20 protein-coding genes are annotated in these 16,355 nt (G+C 70.4%); 15 read left to right on the top strand and 5 right to left on the bottom strand.

The window, feature by feature from the left end; all coding sequences use genetic code 11:
- Position 1 precedes the first annotated feature (1 nt).
- From ACZ7CD_RS02890 to ACZ7CD_RS02875, 4 genes are all read left to right on the top strand, one after another.
- Positions 2–1,171 (top strand): transglycosylase SLT domain-containing protein, encoded by a 1,170-nt coding sequence (locus ACZ7CD_RS02890; RefSeq protein WP_470378229.1) that lies wholly within the window; start codon positions 2–4, stop codon positions 1,169–1,171.
- Positions 1,172–1,538: 367 nt separating this feature from the next.
- The gene (locus ACZ7CD_RS02885) at positions 1,539–2,684 is read left to right on the top strand and encodes a pyridoxal phosphate-dependent aminotransferase (protein WP_470372988.1); all 1,146 of its coding nucleotides are present in this window, start codon (positions 1,539–1,541) and stop codon (positions 2,682–2,684) included.
- A 29-nt stretch (positions 2,685–2,713) separates the two neighbouring features.
- The gene (locus ACZ7CD_RS02880) at positions 2,714–2,863 is read left to right on the top strand and encodes a hypothetical protein (RefSeq protein ID WP_360394313.1); all 150 of its coding nucleotides are present in this window, start codon (positions 2,714–2,716) and stop codon (positions 2,861–2,863) included.
- Positions 2,864–2,902: 39 nt separating this feature from the next.
- Entirely contained in the window at positions 2,903–3,628 is a 726-nt protein-coding gene (locus ACZ7CD_RS02875) for a potassium channel family protein (RefSeq protein ID WP_470378228.1), read from the top strand.
- Here ACZ7CD_RS02875 and ACZ7CD_RS02870 read toward each other — a convergent pair.
- Together ACZ7CD_RS02870 and ACZ7CD_RS02865 are read right to left on the bottom strand one after the other, a co-directional pair.
- On the bottom strand, positions 3,572–4,159 hold the full coding sequence (locus ACZ7CD_RS02870; protein ID WP_360394319.1) for an HAD family hydrolase: 588 nt from the start codon (positions 4,157–4,159) through the stop codon (positions 3,572–3,574). The genes ACZ7CD_RS02875 and ACZ7CD_RS02870 overlap by 57 nt on opposite strands.
- Position 4,160: 1 nt before the next feature.
- Positions 4,161–5,102: a threonine aldolase family protein gene (locus ACZ7CD_RS02865; RefSeq protein WP_470378392.1), complete on the bottom strand. Its 942-nt coding sequence runs from the start codon at positions 5,100–5,102 to the stop codon at positions 4,161–4,163.
- A gap of 183 nt (positions 5,103–5,285) precedes the next feature.
- On the opposite strand from ACZ7CD_RS02865, the gene ACZ7CD_RS02860 reads away from it, so the two are divergent.
- From ACZ7CD_RS02860 to ACZ7CD_RS02830, 7 genes are read left to right on the top strand one after another with little or no spacing between them, the layout of a single operon-like run.
- Positions 5,286–5,804, top strand: coding sequence for a SigE family RNA polymerase sigma factor (locus ACZ7CD_RS02860; protein ID WP_458429971.1), 519 nt, complete (start codon positions 5,286–5,288; stop codon positions 5,802–5,804).
- 26 nt (positions 5,805–5,830) lie between these two features.
- Entirely contained in the window at positions 5,831–6,517 is a 687-nt protein-coding gene (locus ACZ7CD_RS02855; RefSeq protein WP_470378227.1) for a hypothetical protein, read from the top strand.
- A 38-nt stretch (positions 6,518–6,555) separates the two neighbouring features.
- The gene (locus ACZ7CD_RS02850) at positions 6,556–7,140 is read left to right on the top strand and encodes a TetR/AcrR family transcriptional regulator (RefSeq protein ID WP_360394327.1); all 585 of its coding nucleotides are present in this window, start codon (positions 6,556–6,558) and stop codon (positions 7,138–7,140) included.
- Between the two features lie 57 nt (positions 7,141–7,197).
- Positions 7,198–7,731, top strand: coding sequence for an RNA polymerase sigma factor (locus ACZ7CD_RS02845; protein ID WP_360394330.1), 534 nt, complete (start codon positions 7,198–7,200; stop codon positions 7,729–7,731).
- A complete protein-coding gene (locus ACZ7CD_RS02840) occupies positions 7,728–8,492 on the top strand; it encodes a hypothetical protein (RefSeq protein ID WP_470369836.1) in 765 nt (254 codons plus the stop codon). The genes ACZ7CD_RS02845 and ACZ7CD_RS02840 overlap by 4 nt, the downstream gene beginning before the upstream one ends.
- A gap of 25 nt (positions 8,493–8,517) precedes the next feature.
- On the top strand, positions 8,518–9,936 hold the full coding sequence (purB, locus tag ACZ7CD_RS02835) for an adenylosuccinate lyase (protein ID WP_360394335.1): 1,419 nt from the start codon (positions 8,518–8,520) through the stop codon (positions 9,934–9,936).
- Between the two features lie 2 nt (positions 9,937–9,938).
- Positions 9,939–10,754: an MOSC domain-containing protein gene (locus tag ACZ7CD_RS02830; RefSeq protein WP_470378226.1), complete on the top strand. Its 816-nt coding sequence runs from the start codon at positions 9,939–9,941 to the stop codon at positions 10,752–10,754.
- Here the strand turns inward: ACZ7CD_RS02830 and ACZ7CD_RS02825 are convergent.
- Positions 10,751–11,188 carry a hypothetical protein gene (locus tag ACZ7CD_RS02825; RefSeq protein ID WP_360394340.1) on the bottom strand — a complete coding sequence of 146 codons (438 nt, stop codon included), beginning with the start codon at positions 11,186–11,188 and terminating at the stop codon, positions 10,751–10,753. The genes ACZ7CD_RS02830 and ACZ7CD_RS02825 overlap by 4 nt on opposite strands.
- An 86-nt stretch (positions 11,189–11,274) precedes the next feature.
- Here ACZ7CD_RS02825 and ACZ7CD_RS02820 point away from each other — a divergent pair, with 86 nt between their 5' ends.
- Complete coding sequence (locus ACZ7CD_RS02820) at positions 11,275–12,150, top strand: phosphoribosylaminoimidazolesuccinocarboxamide synthase (RefSeq protein ID WP_360394343.1); 876 nt, start codon at positions 11,275–11,277, stop codon at positions 12,148–12,150.
- A 65-nt stretch (positions 12,151–12,215) separates the two neighbouring features.
- Complete coding sequence (locus ACZ7CD_RS02815; protein WP_470372992.1) at positions 12,216–12,851, top strand: DUF2334 domain-containing protein; 636 nt, start codon at positions 12,216–12,218, stop codon at positions 12,849–12,851.
- On the opposite strand, the gene ACZ7CD_RS02810 is transcribed toward ACZ7CD_RS02815, so the two are convergent.
- Positions 12,814–13,437: an MBL fold metallo-hydrolase gene (locus ACZ7CD_RS02810; protein WP_470372993.1), complete on the bottom strand. Its 624-nt coding sequence runs from the start codon at positions 13,435–13,437 to the stop codon at positions 12,814–12,816. The two genes, ACZ7CD_RS02815 and ACZ7CD_RS02810, sit on opposite strands and share 38 nt — an antisense overlap.
- A 318-nt stretch (positions 13,438–13,755) precedes the next feature.
- Here ACZ7CD_RS02810 and ACZ7CD_RS02805 point away from each other — a divergent pair, with 318 nt between their 5' ends.
- Positions 13,756–14,631 (top strand): trypsin-like serine peptidase, encoded by an 876-nt coding sequence (locus tag ACZ7CD_RS02805; protein WP_458429978.1) that lies wholly within the window; start codon positions 13,756–13,758, stop codon positions 14,629–14,631.
- On the opposite strand, the gene ACZ7CD_RS02800 is transcribed toward ACZ7CD_RS02805, so the two are convergent.
- Entirely contained in the window at positions 14,615–15,595 is a 981-nt protein-coding gene (locus ACZ7CD_RS02800; protein WP_360394354.1) for an NAD-dependent epimerase/dehydratase family protein, read from the bottom strand. The two genes, ACZ7CD_RS02805 and ACZ7CD_RS02800, sit on opposite strands and share 17 nt — an antisense overlap.
- Before the next feature lie 115 nt (positions 15,596–15,710).
- Between ACZ7CD_RS02800 and ACZ7CD_RS02795 the strand changes: the two genes are divergently transcribed.
- On the top strand, positions 15,711–16,250 hold the full coding sequence (locus tag ACZ7CD_RS02795; RefSeq protein ID WP_360394357.1) for a hypothetical protein: 540 nt from the start codon (positions 15,711–15,713) through the stop codon (positions 16,248–16,250).
- Positions 16,251–16,355 lie beyond the last annotated feature (105 nt).

Below are 16,355 nucleotides of genomic sequence, written 5' to 3'. Positions count from 1 at the left end.
CGTGAGCGCGATGGACGAGGTCGCGGGCCTGCCCGGCGGCGCACCGCTGGCCGAGTTTGCTGACAAGGTCGAGAACGCCCAACCGCAGGCCGTGCGCGACATCGCCACCCGCTGGAAGCAGGCGGCCGGCAAGTGCGGCGACCAGTCGAACGTGCTGCAGCGGTCCGTCTCCCAGCTCGACGGCGCCTGGGAGGGCACGTCGGCCGACGGTTTCGTGGCCTACATGGGCAACGTCACCAGGTGCGGCACCGCGATGACGGACGCGCTCAACGGCGCCGCGGCCGACCTGGAGGCGGCCGCGAACGCGTTGGAGACGGCGAAGAGCGCCATGAGCCGCATCTGCGAGAACCTGCTGAGCCGCGCCCGCCAGGTCCGCCGGCAACTGCACGGCCAGCCGCAGGAAGACGTCGACAGCATCATCCGCAGCTACTGCGCCGAGGCCTTCGCGGACGCACAACCCGTTGTCGCACAAGCAGAAAACTCCTTGAGCTCAGCCGCTGGCACCCTCAAGGGCCGCCCCGGCGCGCTGGCACCGAAGTTCTCGTCCGTCGAGGACCCGAACACCCAGACCTTCACACCCGCGCCCGGCAAGCCCGTGGAGTGGACCGCGACCCCGCCGCCGGACGACAGCACGACCACGTCCAGCTCGGACGCGAAACCGGCGTCCGTCGAGGACCGCGGCGGTGGCGGGGGTGGTGCTTCCGGTGCTTCCGGTGGAGGTGGCGGTGGTGCTTCCGGAGGCGGCGGTGGTGGCGGCGGAGGTGTTGGTGGCATGGGTCCCAGCGGTGGTCCGCCGTCGGGCAGCCCGCCGCCCGGCAACGTCGAGGAGTGGATCCGCGAGGCCATCAAGATCCTGCAGGCCAACGGCATCCCCGTCACCGAGGACAACATCGACGAGATCTGGAAGATCATCGAGAAGGAGTCCAGCGGCAACCCGCACGCCATCAACCTCTGGGACTCGAACGCGCAGAAGGGCACCCCGTCCAAGGGCCTCATGCAGTGCATCGACTCGACGTTCAACGCCCACAAGCTGCCCGGCCACGACGACATCTGGAACCCGGTCGACAACATCATCGCCGGCGTCCGCTACACGTTCTCGCGCTACGGCGGCTTCGAAGGCCACCCCGGCCTGAAGGCGATGTCCCAGGGCGGCGGGTACCAGGGCTACTGATTCATCACTCGAACGAGTGAGCTTTGTCCGGAACCCGGCGCATCTCCGTCTGTGTTTGCATGACGGAAATGCGCCGGGTTTCGTTCGTGCTCACCCGATCGAGTGGGCTTTGTCCTGATTCGCCCGCTCGCTCGCCCCGCAAAGGGGAAACGCGGGGAGGGCGGCCGGGAGGTGAACGGGGAAATGGTCGGTCGGGTGCGGCTCGCGGCGAGGTTGATGGGGATCATCGGAGGGGGCAGCCGGTGAGGCCTGGCTAGCGCAGGTGGTGGCGTTTGGGCCCGGTGGTGGATGTGCGTGTGTGCAGATGTGTGGGTGTGCGCCCGAGGTCTCAGGCCCCACCGGCCCGCAGGCGAGTTAGCCTGGCGCCATGCTGACCGTGGCTGCTCGCGCTGACGTCCCGCCGTTCCACGTCATGGACGTGCTGTCCGCCGCCGCGCAACGGCAGCGCACCCACGGGGACGTGGTGTCGCTGGCCGCCGGGCAGCCGTCGAGTCCGGCGCCGCGGCCGGTGCGGGATGCCGCGGTGCGTGTGCTGGGCGAGCAGGCGCTGGGGTACACCGAGCAGTTGGGGGTGCTGGAGTTGCGGGCCGCCATCGCCGGGCACTACCGGCGGCAGTACGACCTGGCGGTCGGGGCTGAGGACGTGGTGGTGACGACCGGGTCGTCGGGGGCGTTCACGTTGGCGTTCCTGGCGGCGTTCGACGTCGGGGACCGGGTGGCGTTGGCGCGGCCGGGGTACCCGGCTTACCGGAACATCCTGAGGGCGTTGGGGTGTTCGGTGGTGGAGTTGGCGTGCGGGCCGGCGACGCGGTTCCAGCCGACGGTGGAGATGCTTGCCGCGGAGCACGCTGTTGCGGCGCTCAAGGGGGTCATCGTCGCCAGCCCCGCGAATCCCACCGGGACGGTGGCCGACATCGCGCCGATCGCGCGGTGGTGTGCGGACAACGGTGTGCAGTTGATCAGTGACGAGATCTACCACGGGATCAGCTACGGGGAGCCGTTGGCGTGTGCGTGGGAGACGTCGCGGGACGCGGTGGTCGTGAACTCGTTCTCGAAGGCCTTCGCGATGACCGGGTGGCGGCTGGGGTGGATGTTGCTGCCGGAGCGGCTCAGGCGGGCGGTGGACTGCCTGACCGGCAACTTCACGCTGTGTCCGCCCGCTTTGTCGCAGTTTGCGGCGATTGAGGCGTTTCACCCGGACTCGTACGCGGAGACCGCGGGGCACCTGGAGCGGTACCGGGTCAACCGGGACCTGCTGGTCGACGGGCTCACCAGCCTCGGGATCGGGGAGCTCGCGCCGGCCGACGGGGCGTTCTACGTGTACGCGGACGTGCGGCACCTGACCGACGACTCGATGGGGTTCTGCCGCAGGCTGCTGGACGACACGGGGGTCGCGATCGTGCCGGGCATCGACTTCGACCCGGTCGACGGGCACCACTTCGTGCGGATGTCGTTCGCGGGTTCAACGAACGACGTCGAGGAAGCGTTGAGGCGGTTGAAGGCCTGGCTGTAGAGCAACCAGAAGAACAGGGGAGACACCACATGTGGGCGATCATCGGCTGGCTCGTCGCGATCTGGGTCGTCCTCGCCGTCGTCGGCGCCGTCGTGAAGGGCCTTTTCTGGCTCGCCGTGATCGGAGTGCTACTCCTCGTGGGCACGGTGGCTTATGGCGCGGTGAAATCGCGGCGCTAGCCCCTGGAACAATGCCGCCGCAACATTCACCATGGAGCGGTGTTGCAGTCCAGCGAGGCCCGCTTGGAACGGTGGGAGCGCAAGGCGGAGTGGCCGTTGACGGCGCTCGCCGTGCTGTTCCTCGTCGTTTACGCGTTCCAGGTGCTCGACGACCACGTGTTCCTGCACGTTCCGGTCGAGGTCGTGTTGTGGCTGATCTGGGCGGTGTTCGCGGTCGAGTTCGCGGTCAGGTTCAAGCTCGCCGTCGACAAACCGCGGTTCCTGAAAACGCACCTGTTCGACCTCGCCGCGGTGTTGCTGCCGATGATCAGGCAGTTGCGCGTGCTGCGGTTGATCACCGTCATCACGCTGTTGAACAAGAAGTTCCAGCACAAGATCCGCCGGCGCGTCAGCATTTACGTCGCGGGGGTCACGGCCATCGTCGCTTTTTGCGCGAGCCTTGCCGTGCTCGACGCGGAAAGGCACGCCGAGAACGCGAGCATCACGACGTTCGGTGACGCGTTGTGGTGGACGCTCGCCACGATGTCGACGGTCGGGTACGGCGACCGCTACCCGGTCACGACCGAGGGGCGGCTCGTCGCCGGGCTGCTCATGATCGGCGGCATCGCGTTGCTCGGTGTCATCACCGGGACGATCGCCAGCTGGCTGGTCGAGAAGCTGCGCGGCGTCGAGGAGGCGGAGCTGGAGACGGTGCGGGAGCTCAGGAACCTACGCGCCGAGATCGCCGAGCTCCGCGCGGAGCTCAACGCGCGCAGCGGCGGCTGACGTCCACAGCCGCGCGTCGATGCCCGCGGCCAGGGCGCCGTCGACGTTGACCTGGCGGTCGTCGTAGAACACCAGGTCCGAGCTGCCCACGACGTCCTTCAGCCGCTGCCAGATCACCGCGTCCGGCTTGGCGCAACCGAGGTCACCGGAGAAGACCAGGTGCCGGAAGTGCTCGGTCCACGGCTCCTCCTCCGCGAGGCGCGCGAACGTCACCGGCGCGTTCGACAGCAACGCGAGCGGCACCCCCGCGGCGGCCAGGTCCGCGATCAGGGCGACGGTGTCCGGCACCGGGTCGGCCAGCCAGCCCGCGTTGTCGAGGGCCGTCAGCTCCTCCACGTCCACCGGCACGCCCAGCCGCGACCCGATCCGGCCCCAGTAGTCCGCGTCGGAGCCGCCGCGGTCGTAGGCGTCGCGGTCCCAGTACACGGCCTCGAACGCCTCCACGGACACCCCGAGCCGCGCGGCCATGCCGGGAATCCCGGGGTTGCGCTGGCTGATGACCTCACCGAAGTCGAACACGACCCAGCGCATCTCAGGCACCTTCCCGAACCCGGCGGAGCACCTCGGTGATGTCCGCTGCGGTCACGTCGCCGTGCGTCACGAACCGCACCTTGCCCGACATCGGGCCCGCGAGCACACCGGCCTCCCGCAACGACAGCAGCGTCTTGTCCAGATCCGGCACCGCCGCCAGCACGATGTTCGTCGCGGGTTCCGCGACCTCCCAGCCGATCGACCGCAGCCCGGAGGCCAGCGCAGCGGCGTTCGCGTGGTCGTCGGCCAGCCGGGCGATCCGGTCCAGCGCCACCAGCCCGGCCGCGGCCAGCACACCGCCCTGCCGGACCCCGCCGCCGAGCATCTTCCGCACCCGCCGCGCCTCGACGACGAACGACGCCGACCCGGCCACGACCGACCCGACCGGCGCGCCCAGCCCCTTCGACAGGCACACCTGCACCGTGTCCACCCCGGCGGTCAGCGCCGTCAACGGCACCCCGAGCGCCACCGACGCGTTCCACAGCCGCGCCCCGTCCAGGTGCACGGCCAGCCCGACCGACCGCGCCGCCGCCACCAGGGCGGCATGACCGGCGACCGGGGTCAGCGCGCCACCGGCGGCGTTGTGGGTGTTCTCCAGGCACAGCAGGGTCGACCGCAGCCCGTAGTACGGCGACTCGCCGCCGCCCGCCGCGACCACGGCCTCCGGGGTCATCGAGTGCAACGCGTGCGGCATGCCGCCGGCCAGCCACGCCGCCGTGCCCAGCTCCGCGTCCAGCACGTGCGCGCCGAGCGGGGCCAGGAACCGGTCACCGCGGTCCAGGTGCAGGAACAACGCGATCAGGTTGCCCATCGAGCCTGACGGCACCCACAGCGCGGCCTCGACGCCGAGCAGCCCGGCGACGCGCTCCTCCAGTGCGGCCATCGTCGGGTCGTGGTCGAGCACGTCGTCGCCGACCTCGGCCGCGGCCATCGCGCGGCGCATCTCCTCGTCCGGGCGGGTGACGGTGTCCGAGCGCAGGTCAATGGGGGTCACGACCCCGATCACATCACATCCGGCTCACGACCGAGGGGGTGATGTGGCTCTCCTCGCGGGTTCGTGCAACCGTGGGGCCCCCGGATTCCGTCCGGTCAGTGCAACTCGAGGAACGAGCGGAGAGCAGTCCGCGTGGATCAGCGCGACGAGCAGGAGTTCGCGGAGTACTTCGTGGCTCGCCGTGAGGCCGTGCGCCGAACGGCATACCTGCTGTGCGGCGACTGGCACCGCGCTGACGACTTCGCGCAGACCGCGTTCGTGGCACTGCACAGGAGGTGGCGGAAGATCCGGGACAAGCAGGCCCTCGACGCCTACGTCCGGCGCAGCGTCGTGCGCGCGGTGATCGACGAGTCACGGCGTCCGTGGCGGCGCGAGAAGTTCACCGACGAGCTGCCGGAGACGCCGGCCCTCGACCACGAGGTCGGCGACACGGTCGCGACGCGCGAGGCGCTGATGAAGGGCCTGCGCAGGGTTCCGCCGCGGCAACGGGCGGTGCTCGTGCTGCGGTTCCTCGAAGGGCTCGACGTGACGGCCACCGCCGAGGTGCTGAAGTGCTCGGAAGGAACTGTGAAGAGTCAGACCGCCCGCGGGCTGACCGCACTGCGGGAAGCGCTTGGCAGCGCGATCGACGACCTGCGACCGGCGTCATGACGGCGACCAGCGGAAGGAGGCTGTAGGTGGACGAGAACAAGCTCGCGGACCTGTTCCGCGACGCCGCGCACGACGCACCACCGGCGGCCTTCGACGTGTCGGACGTCCGCACCGCGTCGCGCAGGGCCACCCAGCGCAGGCGCAGCGCGATCGCCGGCGGGACCGCGCTGGTCGTGGTGCTCGGCTTCGGCGGCGTCCTGGCCGGGACGAACTGGGTGAACCAGGACAAAGGCGCCGAGTCCGTCGCCGGTGCTGGCCAGGCGGGGGACGACTCGGCACAATCGCCGCTGTCCGCTCCGGTCGACCCGCCGAACATGCAGACGAAGAACTTCCCTGGTGACGTGTCCACGCAGGGGGACACGGCCACGCCGGGAAGCGCCGACCCCAGTGTCGGCGAACGCGCGGTGCAGGGCTGCGCGGAGGTGGACCGGGAGCTCGCCGTCGCCCTCGCCGGAGAGCTTTCGGTCCCACCCGCTGACGCCGTCCCGCCGACCGTCAGCTGCGCGCCGTCGTCGCGCTCGGCCGCGTTCAAGGTCGACGGGCTGACGATCACGGCCATCGTCACCCCGAGCGAGTTCACGGCACCCGACCGCGCCGACACCGCGGTGGTCAAGACCGGCAAGGGCCAGGACCTCTACGTCTTCACGCAGGGCGACGGCGAGCTGAAGGGGCAGGCAACGCGGGTCGCGGACGCACTCGCGTCCCGGTTCTGACCAGGCCGCGCCCGCTCGCCCAGTACTCTGGCCCGACTATGACCGCAGCAACTCCCAAGGGGGAGCGCCGCAGGCAGGCGCTCGTGGAGGCCGCGGCCGAACTGCTCGTGGAGGGCGGGTTCGACGCGGTCCGGCACCGCGCGGTCGCCGAACGCGCAGGTCTGCCGCTCGCGTCCACCACGTACTACTTCGACTCGCTCGACGAGCTCGTGACCGCGGCGGTCGAGCTGCACGGCCGCGCCGAGCTCGCGAGCAGCAGGGAGAAGCTGGCCGCGCTGCCGCACGGGACCGTCGACGACGACGCGTTGATCCAGCTGGTCCTCGACCTGCTGGTCGGCCCGGACGTCACCGACACCGAGACGATGCTGCTGCGCTACGAACGCCTCGTCGCGACCGGCCGCCGCCCCTACCTGCGGCCGTTGATGCGGGTCATGGGCTCCGAGCTGCAGGACCTGATCTCCGCGATCTTCGCCCGCTCCGGCCGCGCACTGCCCGCCGACCGGGTCGAGGAGCTGATCGCGCTCGTGGACGGCACGATGGTGAACGCGTTCATCGAGCTGAAGTCCGACCCGCGCGGTGTCGCGGCGAGAATGCTCCGAAAGGCCCTTTCGCGTCACGAGTGATGCAACCCCGCGTTCCCCCGGTGCGTTCCCCTGGATGAGGACGCGAGAGGGGATCGCATGCGCAAGGCCGATGAACAGGGCTTCCGCGAGTTCGCGGCAGCCAATGCCGCGAGCTTGCGCCGCACCGCGTACCTGTTCTGCGGGGACTGGCACACCGCAGAGGACCTCATGCAGTCCAGCCTCATGAAGATGTACCTGGCCTGGAAGCGCATCAAGGGCCTGGACAACCTGATCGCCTACGCCCGCAAGGTGCTGCTGCGCACCTGGCTGGACGAGAAGCGCAGGCCGTGGCGCAGGGCCGAGCAGCGCGACGGGGAGCTGCCCGACGCCGCCGACGAGCGGGTCGACCCCGACCACACCAGCGCGAAGCTGTGGGCGCGTGAGCTGGTGCACACCGCGTTGCTCCAGGTCCCGCCACGGCAACGGGCGGTGCTCGTGCTGCGTTATTTCGAGGACCTCTCGGTCGCCGAGGTGGCGGTGGCCATGGGGTGCTCGGAGGGAACGGTCAAGAGCCAGACGGCGCGTGGCCTCGCGACGCTGCGCACCATCGTGGAGAAGCTCGACAGCAGTTCGGGGAGGGTCGCGTCGTGAGTGAGCAGGAGATCCGCGAGGGGATGCTGCTGGCCGTCTGGGACGAGCCGCCCCTCGACTTCGACCCGGACGCCCTGATGAGGCGGGCCGAGCAGAAAAAAAGTCGCAGGCGAGCACTGGTCAGCGTGGGAGTGGCCACCGCCCTGATCGTCGTGTCCGCCTTCGCACTGCCGGGGCTGCTGCCCAAGACCGGTGACGACGACCAGATCGCGGCGCGGCGCACCGAGAGCAGCGCGCCCACGTCGACCGAGTCGCCGAACGCCCGCAGCGTGCGCATCGGCGACGCCCTCGCGGCGAAGCTGCAGACCGTGCGCCGGGAGCTGCGCGACGTCTCCGCCTACGTCCAGCCGGGCATGCAGGTGGTCCAGGGCACCTCGACGACGAAGCCGCCCTCGCCCGGCTCCGCGCCGGACCCGTCCCTGAGCGGTTACGTGTACCTGACCGACGACATCGGGCCGACCGCGTTGCTGCTCACGACCACGAGCACCCCGAAGAGCTCGCGGCTGGAGTGCATCGGCGCGGTCACGTGCAAGGAGATGCCCGTCGACGACGGGTCGACGATCCTCGAGGCCGAGTACCTCGACGGGACCTCGACGGTCGTCAGGGCCGTGTCCACCCGCGTCTTCGAGAGCGGTTACACCGTGAAGCTGTCGGCGTTCACCACGAACCCGGCGACGGGCAGCGGTCTGCGGGCGCAGCTGCCGGTGTCTGTGGACGTGCTCACAACGATGCTCACCGACGGCCGCATCCGCTGGGAGTGAGTCCGACGTGCACTAACCTGGCGGCGTGACCAAGCCGCGCATCGCCAACGTCCTCGCAGGTCGCTACGCCTCCACGTCGCTCGCGACGCTCTGGTCGGCCGAGCACAAGATCGTGCTGGAGCGCCAGCTGTGGCTCGCGGTCCTGCGCGCGCAGGCGGCCGCCGGCATCGACGTGCCGGACGGCGCGGTGGCCGACTACGAACGCGTGCTGGAGCAGGTCGACCTGGAGTCGATCGCGGCCCGCGAGCGGGTGACGCGGCACGACGTGAAGGCGCGCATCGAGGAGTTCAACGCCCTCGCCGGTCACGAGCACGTGCACAAGGGCATGACCTCGCGCGACCTCACCGAGAACGTCGAGCAGCTGCAGGTGCTGCGGTCGCTGGAGCTCGTCCGCGGCAAGACCGCGGCGGTGCTGGGCCGGCTGGCGCGCCTGGCCGCCGAGCACACCGACCTGGTGATGGCCGGCCGTTCGCACAACGTCGCCGCGCAGGCCACGACGCTGGGCAAGCGGTTCGCCACGGCCGCCGACGAGCTGCTGGTGGCGTTCTCCCGGCTCGACGAGCTGATCTCGCGGTACCCGTTGCGCGGCATCAAGGGCCCGGTCGGCACCGCGCAGGACATGCTCGACCTGCTCGGCTCCGGCGAGAAGCTGGCCGAGCTGGAACGCACGATCGCGGGCCACCTCGGCTTCGAGCGCGTGCTGACCTCGGTCGGCCAGGTGTACCCGCGCTCCCTGGACTTCGACGTGGTGTCGACGCTGGTGCAGCTCGCGGCGGCGCCGTCGTCGCTCGCGAAGACCATCCGGCTGATGGCGGGCCACGAGCTGGTGACCGAGGGCTTCAAGCCCGGCCAGGTCGGGTCCAGCGCCATGCCGCACAAGATGAACACCCGGTCGTGCGAACGCGTGAACGGCTTCGCGGTGATCCTGCGCGGCTACCTGTCGATGGTCGGCGAGCTCGCGGGCGACCAGTGGAACGAGGGCGACGTCTCCTGCTCGGTCGTGCGCCGGGTGGCGCTGCCCGACGCGTTCTTCGCGTTCGACGGGCTGCTGGAGACGTTCCTGACCGTGCTGGACGAGTTCGGCGCGTACCCGGCCGTCGTCGCCCGTGAGCTGGACCGCTACCTGCCGTTCCTCGGCACGACGAAGGTGCTGATGGCGGCCGTGCGCGCGGGTGTCGGCCGGGAGACCGCGCACGAGGCCATCAAGGAGAACGCCGTCGCCGTGGCGCTCGCGATGCGCGAGGAGGGCCTGGCGCAGAACGACCTGCTGGACCGCCTCGCCGCCGACGAGCGCCTGCCGCTCGACCGCGCGGCCCTGGACGCGCTGCTCGCGGACCGGCTGTCGTTCACCGGCGTGGCGTCGGCGCAGGTCGCCGCGGTCGTCGAGCAGGTGGCCGCGGTCGTCGAGAAGTACCCGGCGTACGAGCCGGAGCCGATCCTGTGATCGTGTCCGGGCTGTTCGCCTACCCGGTCAAGGGGTGCGGCGGCGTCGCCGTCACGTCGTCCGCCGTGGACCTCACCGGGCTGCGCGACGACCGGATGATGATGCTGGTGTCGGCCGAGGACGGCGTGTTCCTGTCGCAGCGGAACACGCCCGCGCTCGCCGCACTGCGACCGTCCCTCGTGGACTCGGCGCTGCGGGTCGGCGGTGAGTCGTTCCCGGTGGTCGCCGACGGGCCGCGCATCCCGGTCGTGGTGCACAAGTGGGACGGCTTCGGCGTCGACCAGGGCGACGACGCCGCCGCGTACTTCTCCGACGTGCTCGGTCAGGCGGTCCGGCTGGTGCGGATGCCACAGGACGTGCGCAGGAAGTCGGGCGGGCAGACCGAGGGCCTGGTGGGCTACGCGGACGCGCACCCGCTGCTGGTGCTGTCGCTGTCCTCTTTGGACGGCCTGAACGAACGCGTCCTGGACCGCGGCGGCGAACCGGTGCCGATGGACCGCTTCCGCCCCAACGTGGTGATCTCCGGCTGGCCGGAGCCGCACACCGAGGACCGGGTGCGGCGCGCGGTCATCGGCGACGTGGAGCTGGGCTACGCCAAGGACTGCGTGCGCTGCTCGGTGCCGCTGGTCGACCAGGACACCGGTCTGCGCGCGGGCCCGGAGCCGATCCGCACGCTCGCCTCCTACCGGCGCGACCCGGACGGCGGCGTGACCTTCGGGATGAAGGCGGCCGTCGTCCGCGCGGGATCGCTCGCCGTCGGCGACGAGGTCGACGTCCTGGAGTGGGCCCCTCCGGCCCCTCCGGCTTCCCCGGCCTAGGCCTGCTGCCAGCGGAGGCGGTCGGCCCGCCGGTCGTCCTTGCGGCACACGAGCGCCTGCCCGCGCAGGTCGACACCGCCGGCACCCTCGGGAGCACAGCGCGCGCCTTCGTTCACGAGGAGACCCCGCTGCGGCGGCTCCGTCGTGGTGACCACCGGCGCGGGTGGCGGCGGCTGCACGGGCGGCGGCGCCGGCCTGCGCGTGGTGGTCGTGGTCGTCGTGGTGGTGGTCGTCGTGGTCGTGGTCTTGACCGTGATCTCGGCGAGCTCGGGCGTCGGCACGAGGCTGACCTGCTGGGTCGTGCTCGCGCCCAGACCGGGGGCCGGTGCGGACGACTGCGGACCGGAGTCGCCGCCCCACCCCGCGACGGCGAGCACGACGAGCAGTCCCGCACTGGCGGTTGCCGGGATCAACAGGGCCTTTCGGGTGAGCACGGGGTGCACCTTAAATGGCCGGACGCCCGATCTGTAGTGGTGCGGTGGCCGGAAGCCGGCCGACCCGCCCGGCTAGGCTGACCGGCGTGCCAACGCTCGCTGACTACCAGCACGTCGCCAGGGGCAAGGTCCGCGACCTGTACGACGTCGACGACGAGCTGCTGCTGTTCGTCGCGTCCGACCGGATCTCGGCCTACGACCACGTCCTGAGCACCGCGATCCCGGACAAGGGCCGCGTGCTCACCGCGATGAGCGTGTTCTGGTTCGAGCGGCTCGGCCCGAACCACCTGGTCGCCGCCGACGACCCGCGGATTCCCGCCGAGGTGCGCGGACGGGCGTTGCTGGTGCGCAAGCTGGCCATGGTCGACGTCGAGTGCGTGGCGCGCGGGTACCTCACCGGCTCCGGCATGGCCGACTACCGGCAGACCGGCGCGGTGTGCGGGATCGAGCTGCCGGAGGGCCTGGTCGAGGCCGACGAGCTGGACCCGCCGATCTTCACGCCGGCGTCCAAGGCGGAGATCGGGCAGCACGACGAGAACGTGTCGTTCGACGTCATCGCCGCCAAGCACGGTGTCGAGCTGGCCACGAAGCTGCGTGACCGCACCATCGAGCTGTACAGCGAAGCGCGCGCGTACGCCAAGACGCGCGGCCTGATCCTCGCCGACACCAAGTTCGAGTTCGGGCTGGACAAACAGGGCGAGCTAATCCTCGCCGACGAGGTCTTCACGCCGGACTCGTCGCGCTACTGGCCCGCCGAGGGCTACGCGCCGGGCCGGGTGCAGCCGTCGTTCGACAAGCAGTACGTGCGCGACTGGCTGACCTCGGACGCGTCCGGCTGGGACCGGCGCTCGGACACCCCGCCGCCCCCGCTGCCCGACGAGGTCGTCGAAGCCACCCGCGAGCGCTACGTCGAGGCCTACGAGCTGCTGACCGGCCGGTCCTTCGCCGACTGGCTCGCGTGAGTTAGCTCCGGTTTCACGCGGACGTCACCACGGCATGGCGCACTCGTCGGGTGCACTCACAGCTCGTGGTCTCACTGTCCGGCATCGGTCCGCAGACCCTCGACCGGTGCGCTGATCTGGCCGCGGCCCTCCAGTCGCGGCGGGTGCCGTTGTCGCTGCTCGTGGTCCCCCGCGAGCTCGCCACGGCGCAGGACTGGGTGCGGCAGCGCGCCGCGCTCGGCGACGCCGTCGTGCTGCACGGCCTCGGCCAACGCAGGCTCCCCGCGTACGAGGCGGGGCTTCTGCTGACGGGCGCCCGTGTGCAGATGGACGCCATCGGGTTGAACGTCGACACGTTCGCGCCACGGCGTTGTGTGGCGTCGCCGGGGACGTTGATCGCGCTGGCCAAGCACAAGTTCAAGCTCTGCGCCGACGCCCACGCCGTGCGGGACGTCGGCACCGGGCTCGCGACGCTCGGGCGGCTGCACGCGCTGACCGAGCGCAGCAACTTCGGTGAGCTGCGGTCGCTGGCGCTGGTCTACGCGGCGGCCAGGTCCGCGCGGCGCGGTGGGCTCACGCGGATCACCGTGGACGCGCGCGACCTGCACCGTGCGGGGGCGCGGCAGGCCGTGCTCGACGCCGTGGACGTGGCCCTCGCCCACGACGCCGTGCCGACCACCTACGTCAGACTTCCGTCTCCTCGCCCCGCTGCAGTGGTCTGACCTCGGTTCCGACCGGCTTGAGGTTCTCGAAGTGGTGGTAGGCCATCTGCGGCATGGCCAGCACCGCCTCGTGGATCGGCACGGCCACGCGCGGCTTCACGGCGCGCATGAAGTCGACGGCCTCACCGGTGCGCATCCAGGGCGCGCCGGAGGGGAGGCCGAGCACGTCGACGTCCTCGTCGGGCACGAACAGGGCGTCGCCGGGGTGGTAGAACGCACCGTCGCCGACGACGTAGCCGGTGTTCGGGACGACCGGGATGTCCTGGTGGATGACCGCGTGCTGACCGCCGACGGCCTTGACGGTCGTGTCGCCGACCTTCAGCACATCACCCGGCCGTGCGACGGTCGGGTGCTCGACGCTCGGCGCGGTGCCCTCGTCCACGACCAGCAACGCCCGCGGGTTCGACCTGAGCAGCGCGGGCAGCTTCTCGGCGTCGACGTGGTCGGCGTGCTGGTGCGTGATCATGATCGCGTCCAGGTCCACCAGGTCCTCGAACCCGGACGAGAAGGTGCCGGGGTCGATCAGGATGCGGGTGCTGCCGGTGTCGAGCAGCACACAGGCATGACCGAAATGGACAACTTGCATGGATTCCTCCATTACCGACGTTCGGCGGGCTGACACGGTCAGGTGACGTCGGAAGTATCAAAGGGCATGAGGAAAACCCTGCAACTCCTCACGGCACTGGCGCTGGCCCTGCCGATGACGACCGTTGTCCCTGCTACCACCACCACGTCTACACCTGCTCAGGCGCAATCGCCGCAGTCACAGGAAATCGGCACCGAGGAATCCGTCTCGGTCCGCGTGGGCGGCCTCAGCCGTTCGACGACCGTCGAACGGCCCGGATCGGGATACGTGAAGCTGCATTTCACGGATCTGCGCATTCTGCCGGGTGACGTGCTCACGGTGTCGAACCCTGACGGCACCGAGAAGTACACCTACACCCGCGACCTGAAGTCCTCGCTGACCGCCACCGTCGACGCGACCGGCTTCTGGGCCATGTCGATCACCGGCGACAGGGCGGTGGTGTCGGTGAGCAGCCCGCTCAGCCGCGCCCGCGTCGACAAGCTCACCCGCGGCTACACCGAGGCGGAGATGTCCGCGCAGCCGTCCGTGCAGAGCATCTGCGGCACGAACGACTACAAGGACGCCGTCTGCTACCAGTCCAGCAACCCGACCGAGTGGGGCAAGACGCCGGCCGTGGCGAAGCTGCTGCGCAACGGCAGCTCGCTGTGCACCGCGTGGCGGGTCGGCCCCAACAACCGCATGCTGACCAACGAGCACTGCTTCACCAGCACCACCGGCATCGAGGTGTGGTTCAACTACCAGTGCCCCACCTGCGGCGGCACGGCCACGGCCACCGTCACGAAGGTGCTGGCGGCCCAGGTCCTGAAGTACAGCGCCGCGCTGGACTACACCCTCTTCACCGTGAACAACTTCGCGGCCATCAGCTCGTTCGGCTACCTCGAACTGGACGCGCGCGTTCCGGCCGTGGGTGAGGAGATGTACATCGTCGGCCACCCGGCCGGGAAGCTGAAGAAGCTGTCGTTGCGCGACGACAGCAACGGCGGCGGCTACTGCGCCGTGCGGGCCGTACGGGTCAACGGCAGCTCGTCGCAGTCCGACATCAGCTACATGTGCGACACCGAGGGCGGTTCGTCCGGTTCGCCGGTGCTGTCGAGGCGCACGCACAAGGTGATCGGGCTGCACCACTTCGGCGGCTGCCCGAACCAGGGCGTGCGCATCGACCTCGTCGCCGCGCAGGTCAACCCGCTGCTGTAAGGACCTCCGCCTCCTCGTCGGGCGTCAGTCCCGCCTTGCGGGGCCTGTCCACGCCGAGGCCGCGCTCGTACTCCAGCGAGTCGAGCGCGGTCTCGGCCAGCGGCCTGGTCCGCAACCCGTTCGCCAGCGCGGCGCTGACGTCGCGGCCGACCATCTTCGCCCACTCCCGCGGCAACCACAGCGGCAACGACCGCGGCCCGGCCCACGGGTTGACCCCGAGCTGTTCGAGCACGCTCTCCGCCACCGGCACGAGCTGCGTCCCCGGCGCCGCCGTGGCCCCGGCGATCTCCCCGATGGCCATCTGGAACGGCATGACCGGCCCGGTCGAGTCGAACGTGCCGGTCACCCGCTCCTCGGCCGCGAACACGATCCACCGCGCCAGGTCCCGCACGTCGATGTGCTGGAACCCCAGCTCAGGGCTGTCCGGCACCACCACCCGGCCACCTCTGCTGAGCCTGGCGGGCCAGTACCCGAACCGGTCGCTCGGGTCGTCCGGCCCGGTGATCAGCCCGGCCCTGACGATGAACTCCTTGCCCTGCACGGCCTCCCTGACCGCGTTCTCGCTCGCGACCTTGACGCTGCCGTACCGCTCGGACGTGAACTCCTGCGCCGGATCGTCTTCGAGCGGCGGCAACAGCTCGTCGCTGCCCGACGCGTGGTCGGCGTAGACCGAGATGCTGCTGACGAACGTCCAGTGCGGCGTGGTCGCCCCGAACGCCTCCAACGCGTCCCGCACCCAGGTCACCGAGTACTTCGACACGTCGATGACGGCGTCGAACCGCTCCCCGGCGAGCTGGTCGAACGCGCCGGGCCGGTTCCTGTCCATCGAGACCAGGCGCGCACCTTCGGGTACTTCGCCCGAGGCGCCGCGAGCGCCGCACACCACGTCGTGGCCCCGGCGGACCGCCTCCGCCGTGACGGCCTTGCTGAGGAACACGGTTCCGCCGAGCACCAGGATCTTCATGATCCCAGCATCCGTCCGGAACACCCCGGACGCCAGCGCGCTCCGCTGACGGCGAAACGCGCTCGATCGGCTGGACTTCCTGCAGTGTCGTTCGGCCCCGGCCGATGAACGTTCCGTGAGTCTGCACGCCTTCGTCGACGAGTCGCGGCGAAACAACACCTACCTGCTGGCCGTCGCACTGGTCTCGCCCGGCCAACTGACCAAATTGCGCAAGCTGCTCATGGGCCTGCGCATGCCGAACCAGCGCGAGCTGCACTTCAAGAAGGAGACACCGGCTCGGCGCAAGCAGATCCTGTCCGCTCTGGGACCGGCCTTGGTCCAGGTCGACATCTACCTCGCCTGCTGCCGGAAGGGTGAGGAGCGGGCGCGGCAGACGTGCGTCTCCCGCCTGACGGACGACGTGCTGAAAGCCGGCGTGACGCGGTTGGTGTTCGACAGCCGTGAGATCCGCGACGACCACGACCTGCTGACCATCCGAACGACGCTCGGCAAGTCCGCGTGGGGCACGGGGTTGTTCTACGAGCACCTGCCCAGCGAGAACGACCCGTTGCTGTGGATCGCGGACATCGTGGCTTGGTGTTACGGCGCGGGCGGTGACTGGCTACGCCGGTCACGACCGCTGATCGGGACCGTCATCGACACGCGAAGGCCCTAGAAAGCGCGAAGCACGGCGGCCGACCGTCCGGACGGGCACCGTGCTCACTTCTCCGGCTTACGGGCCGAAGCTGAGTCAAGAATAGCAGGACCCGTGGCCCGGACA

It is taken from the genome of Lentzea sp. NPDC036949 (assembly GCF_055608075.1).
Note: the sequence above shows the minus strand (reverse complement) of the source record. Positions and strands in the feature narration are given on the sequence as shown.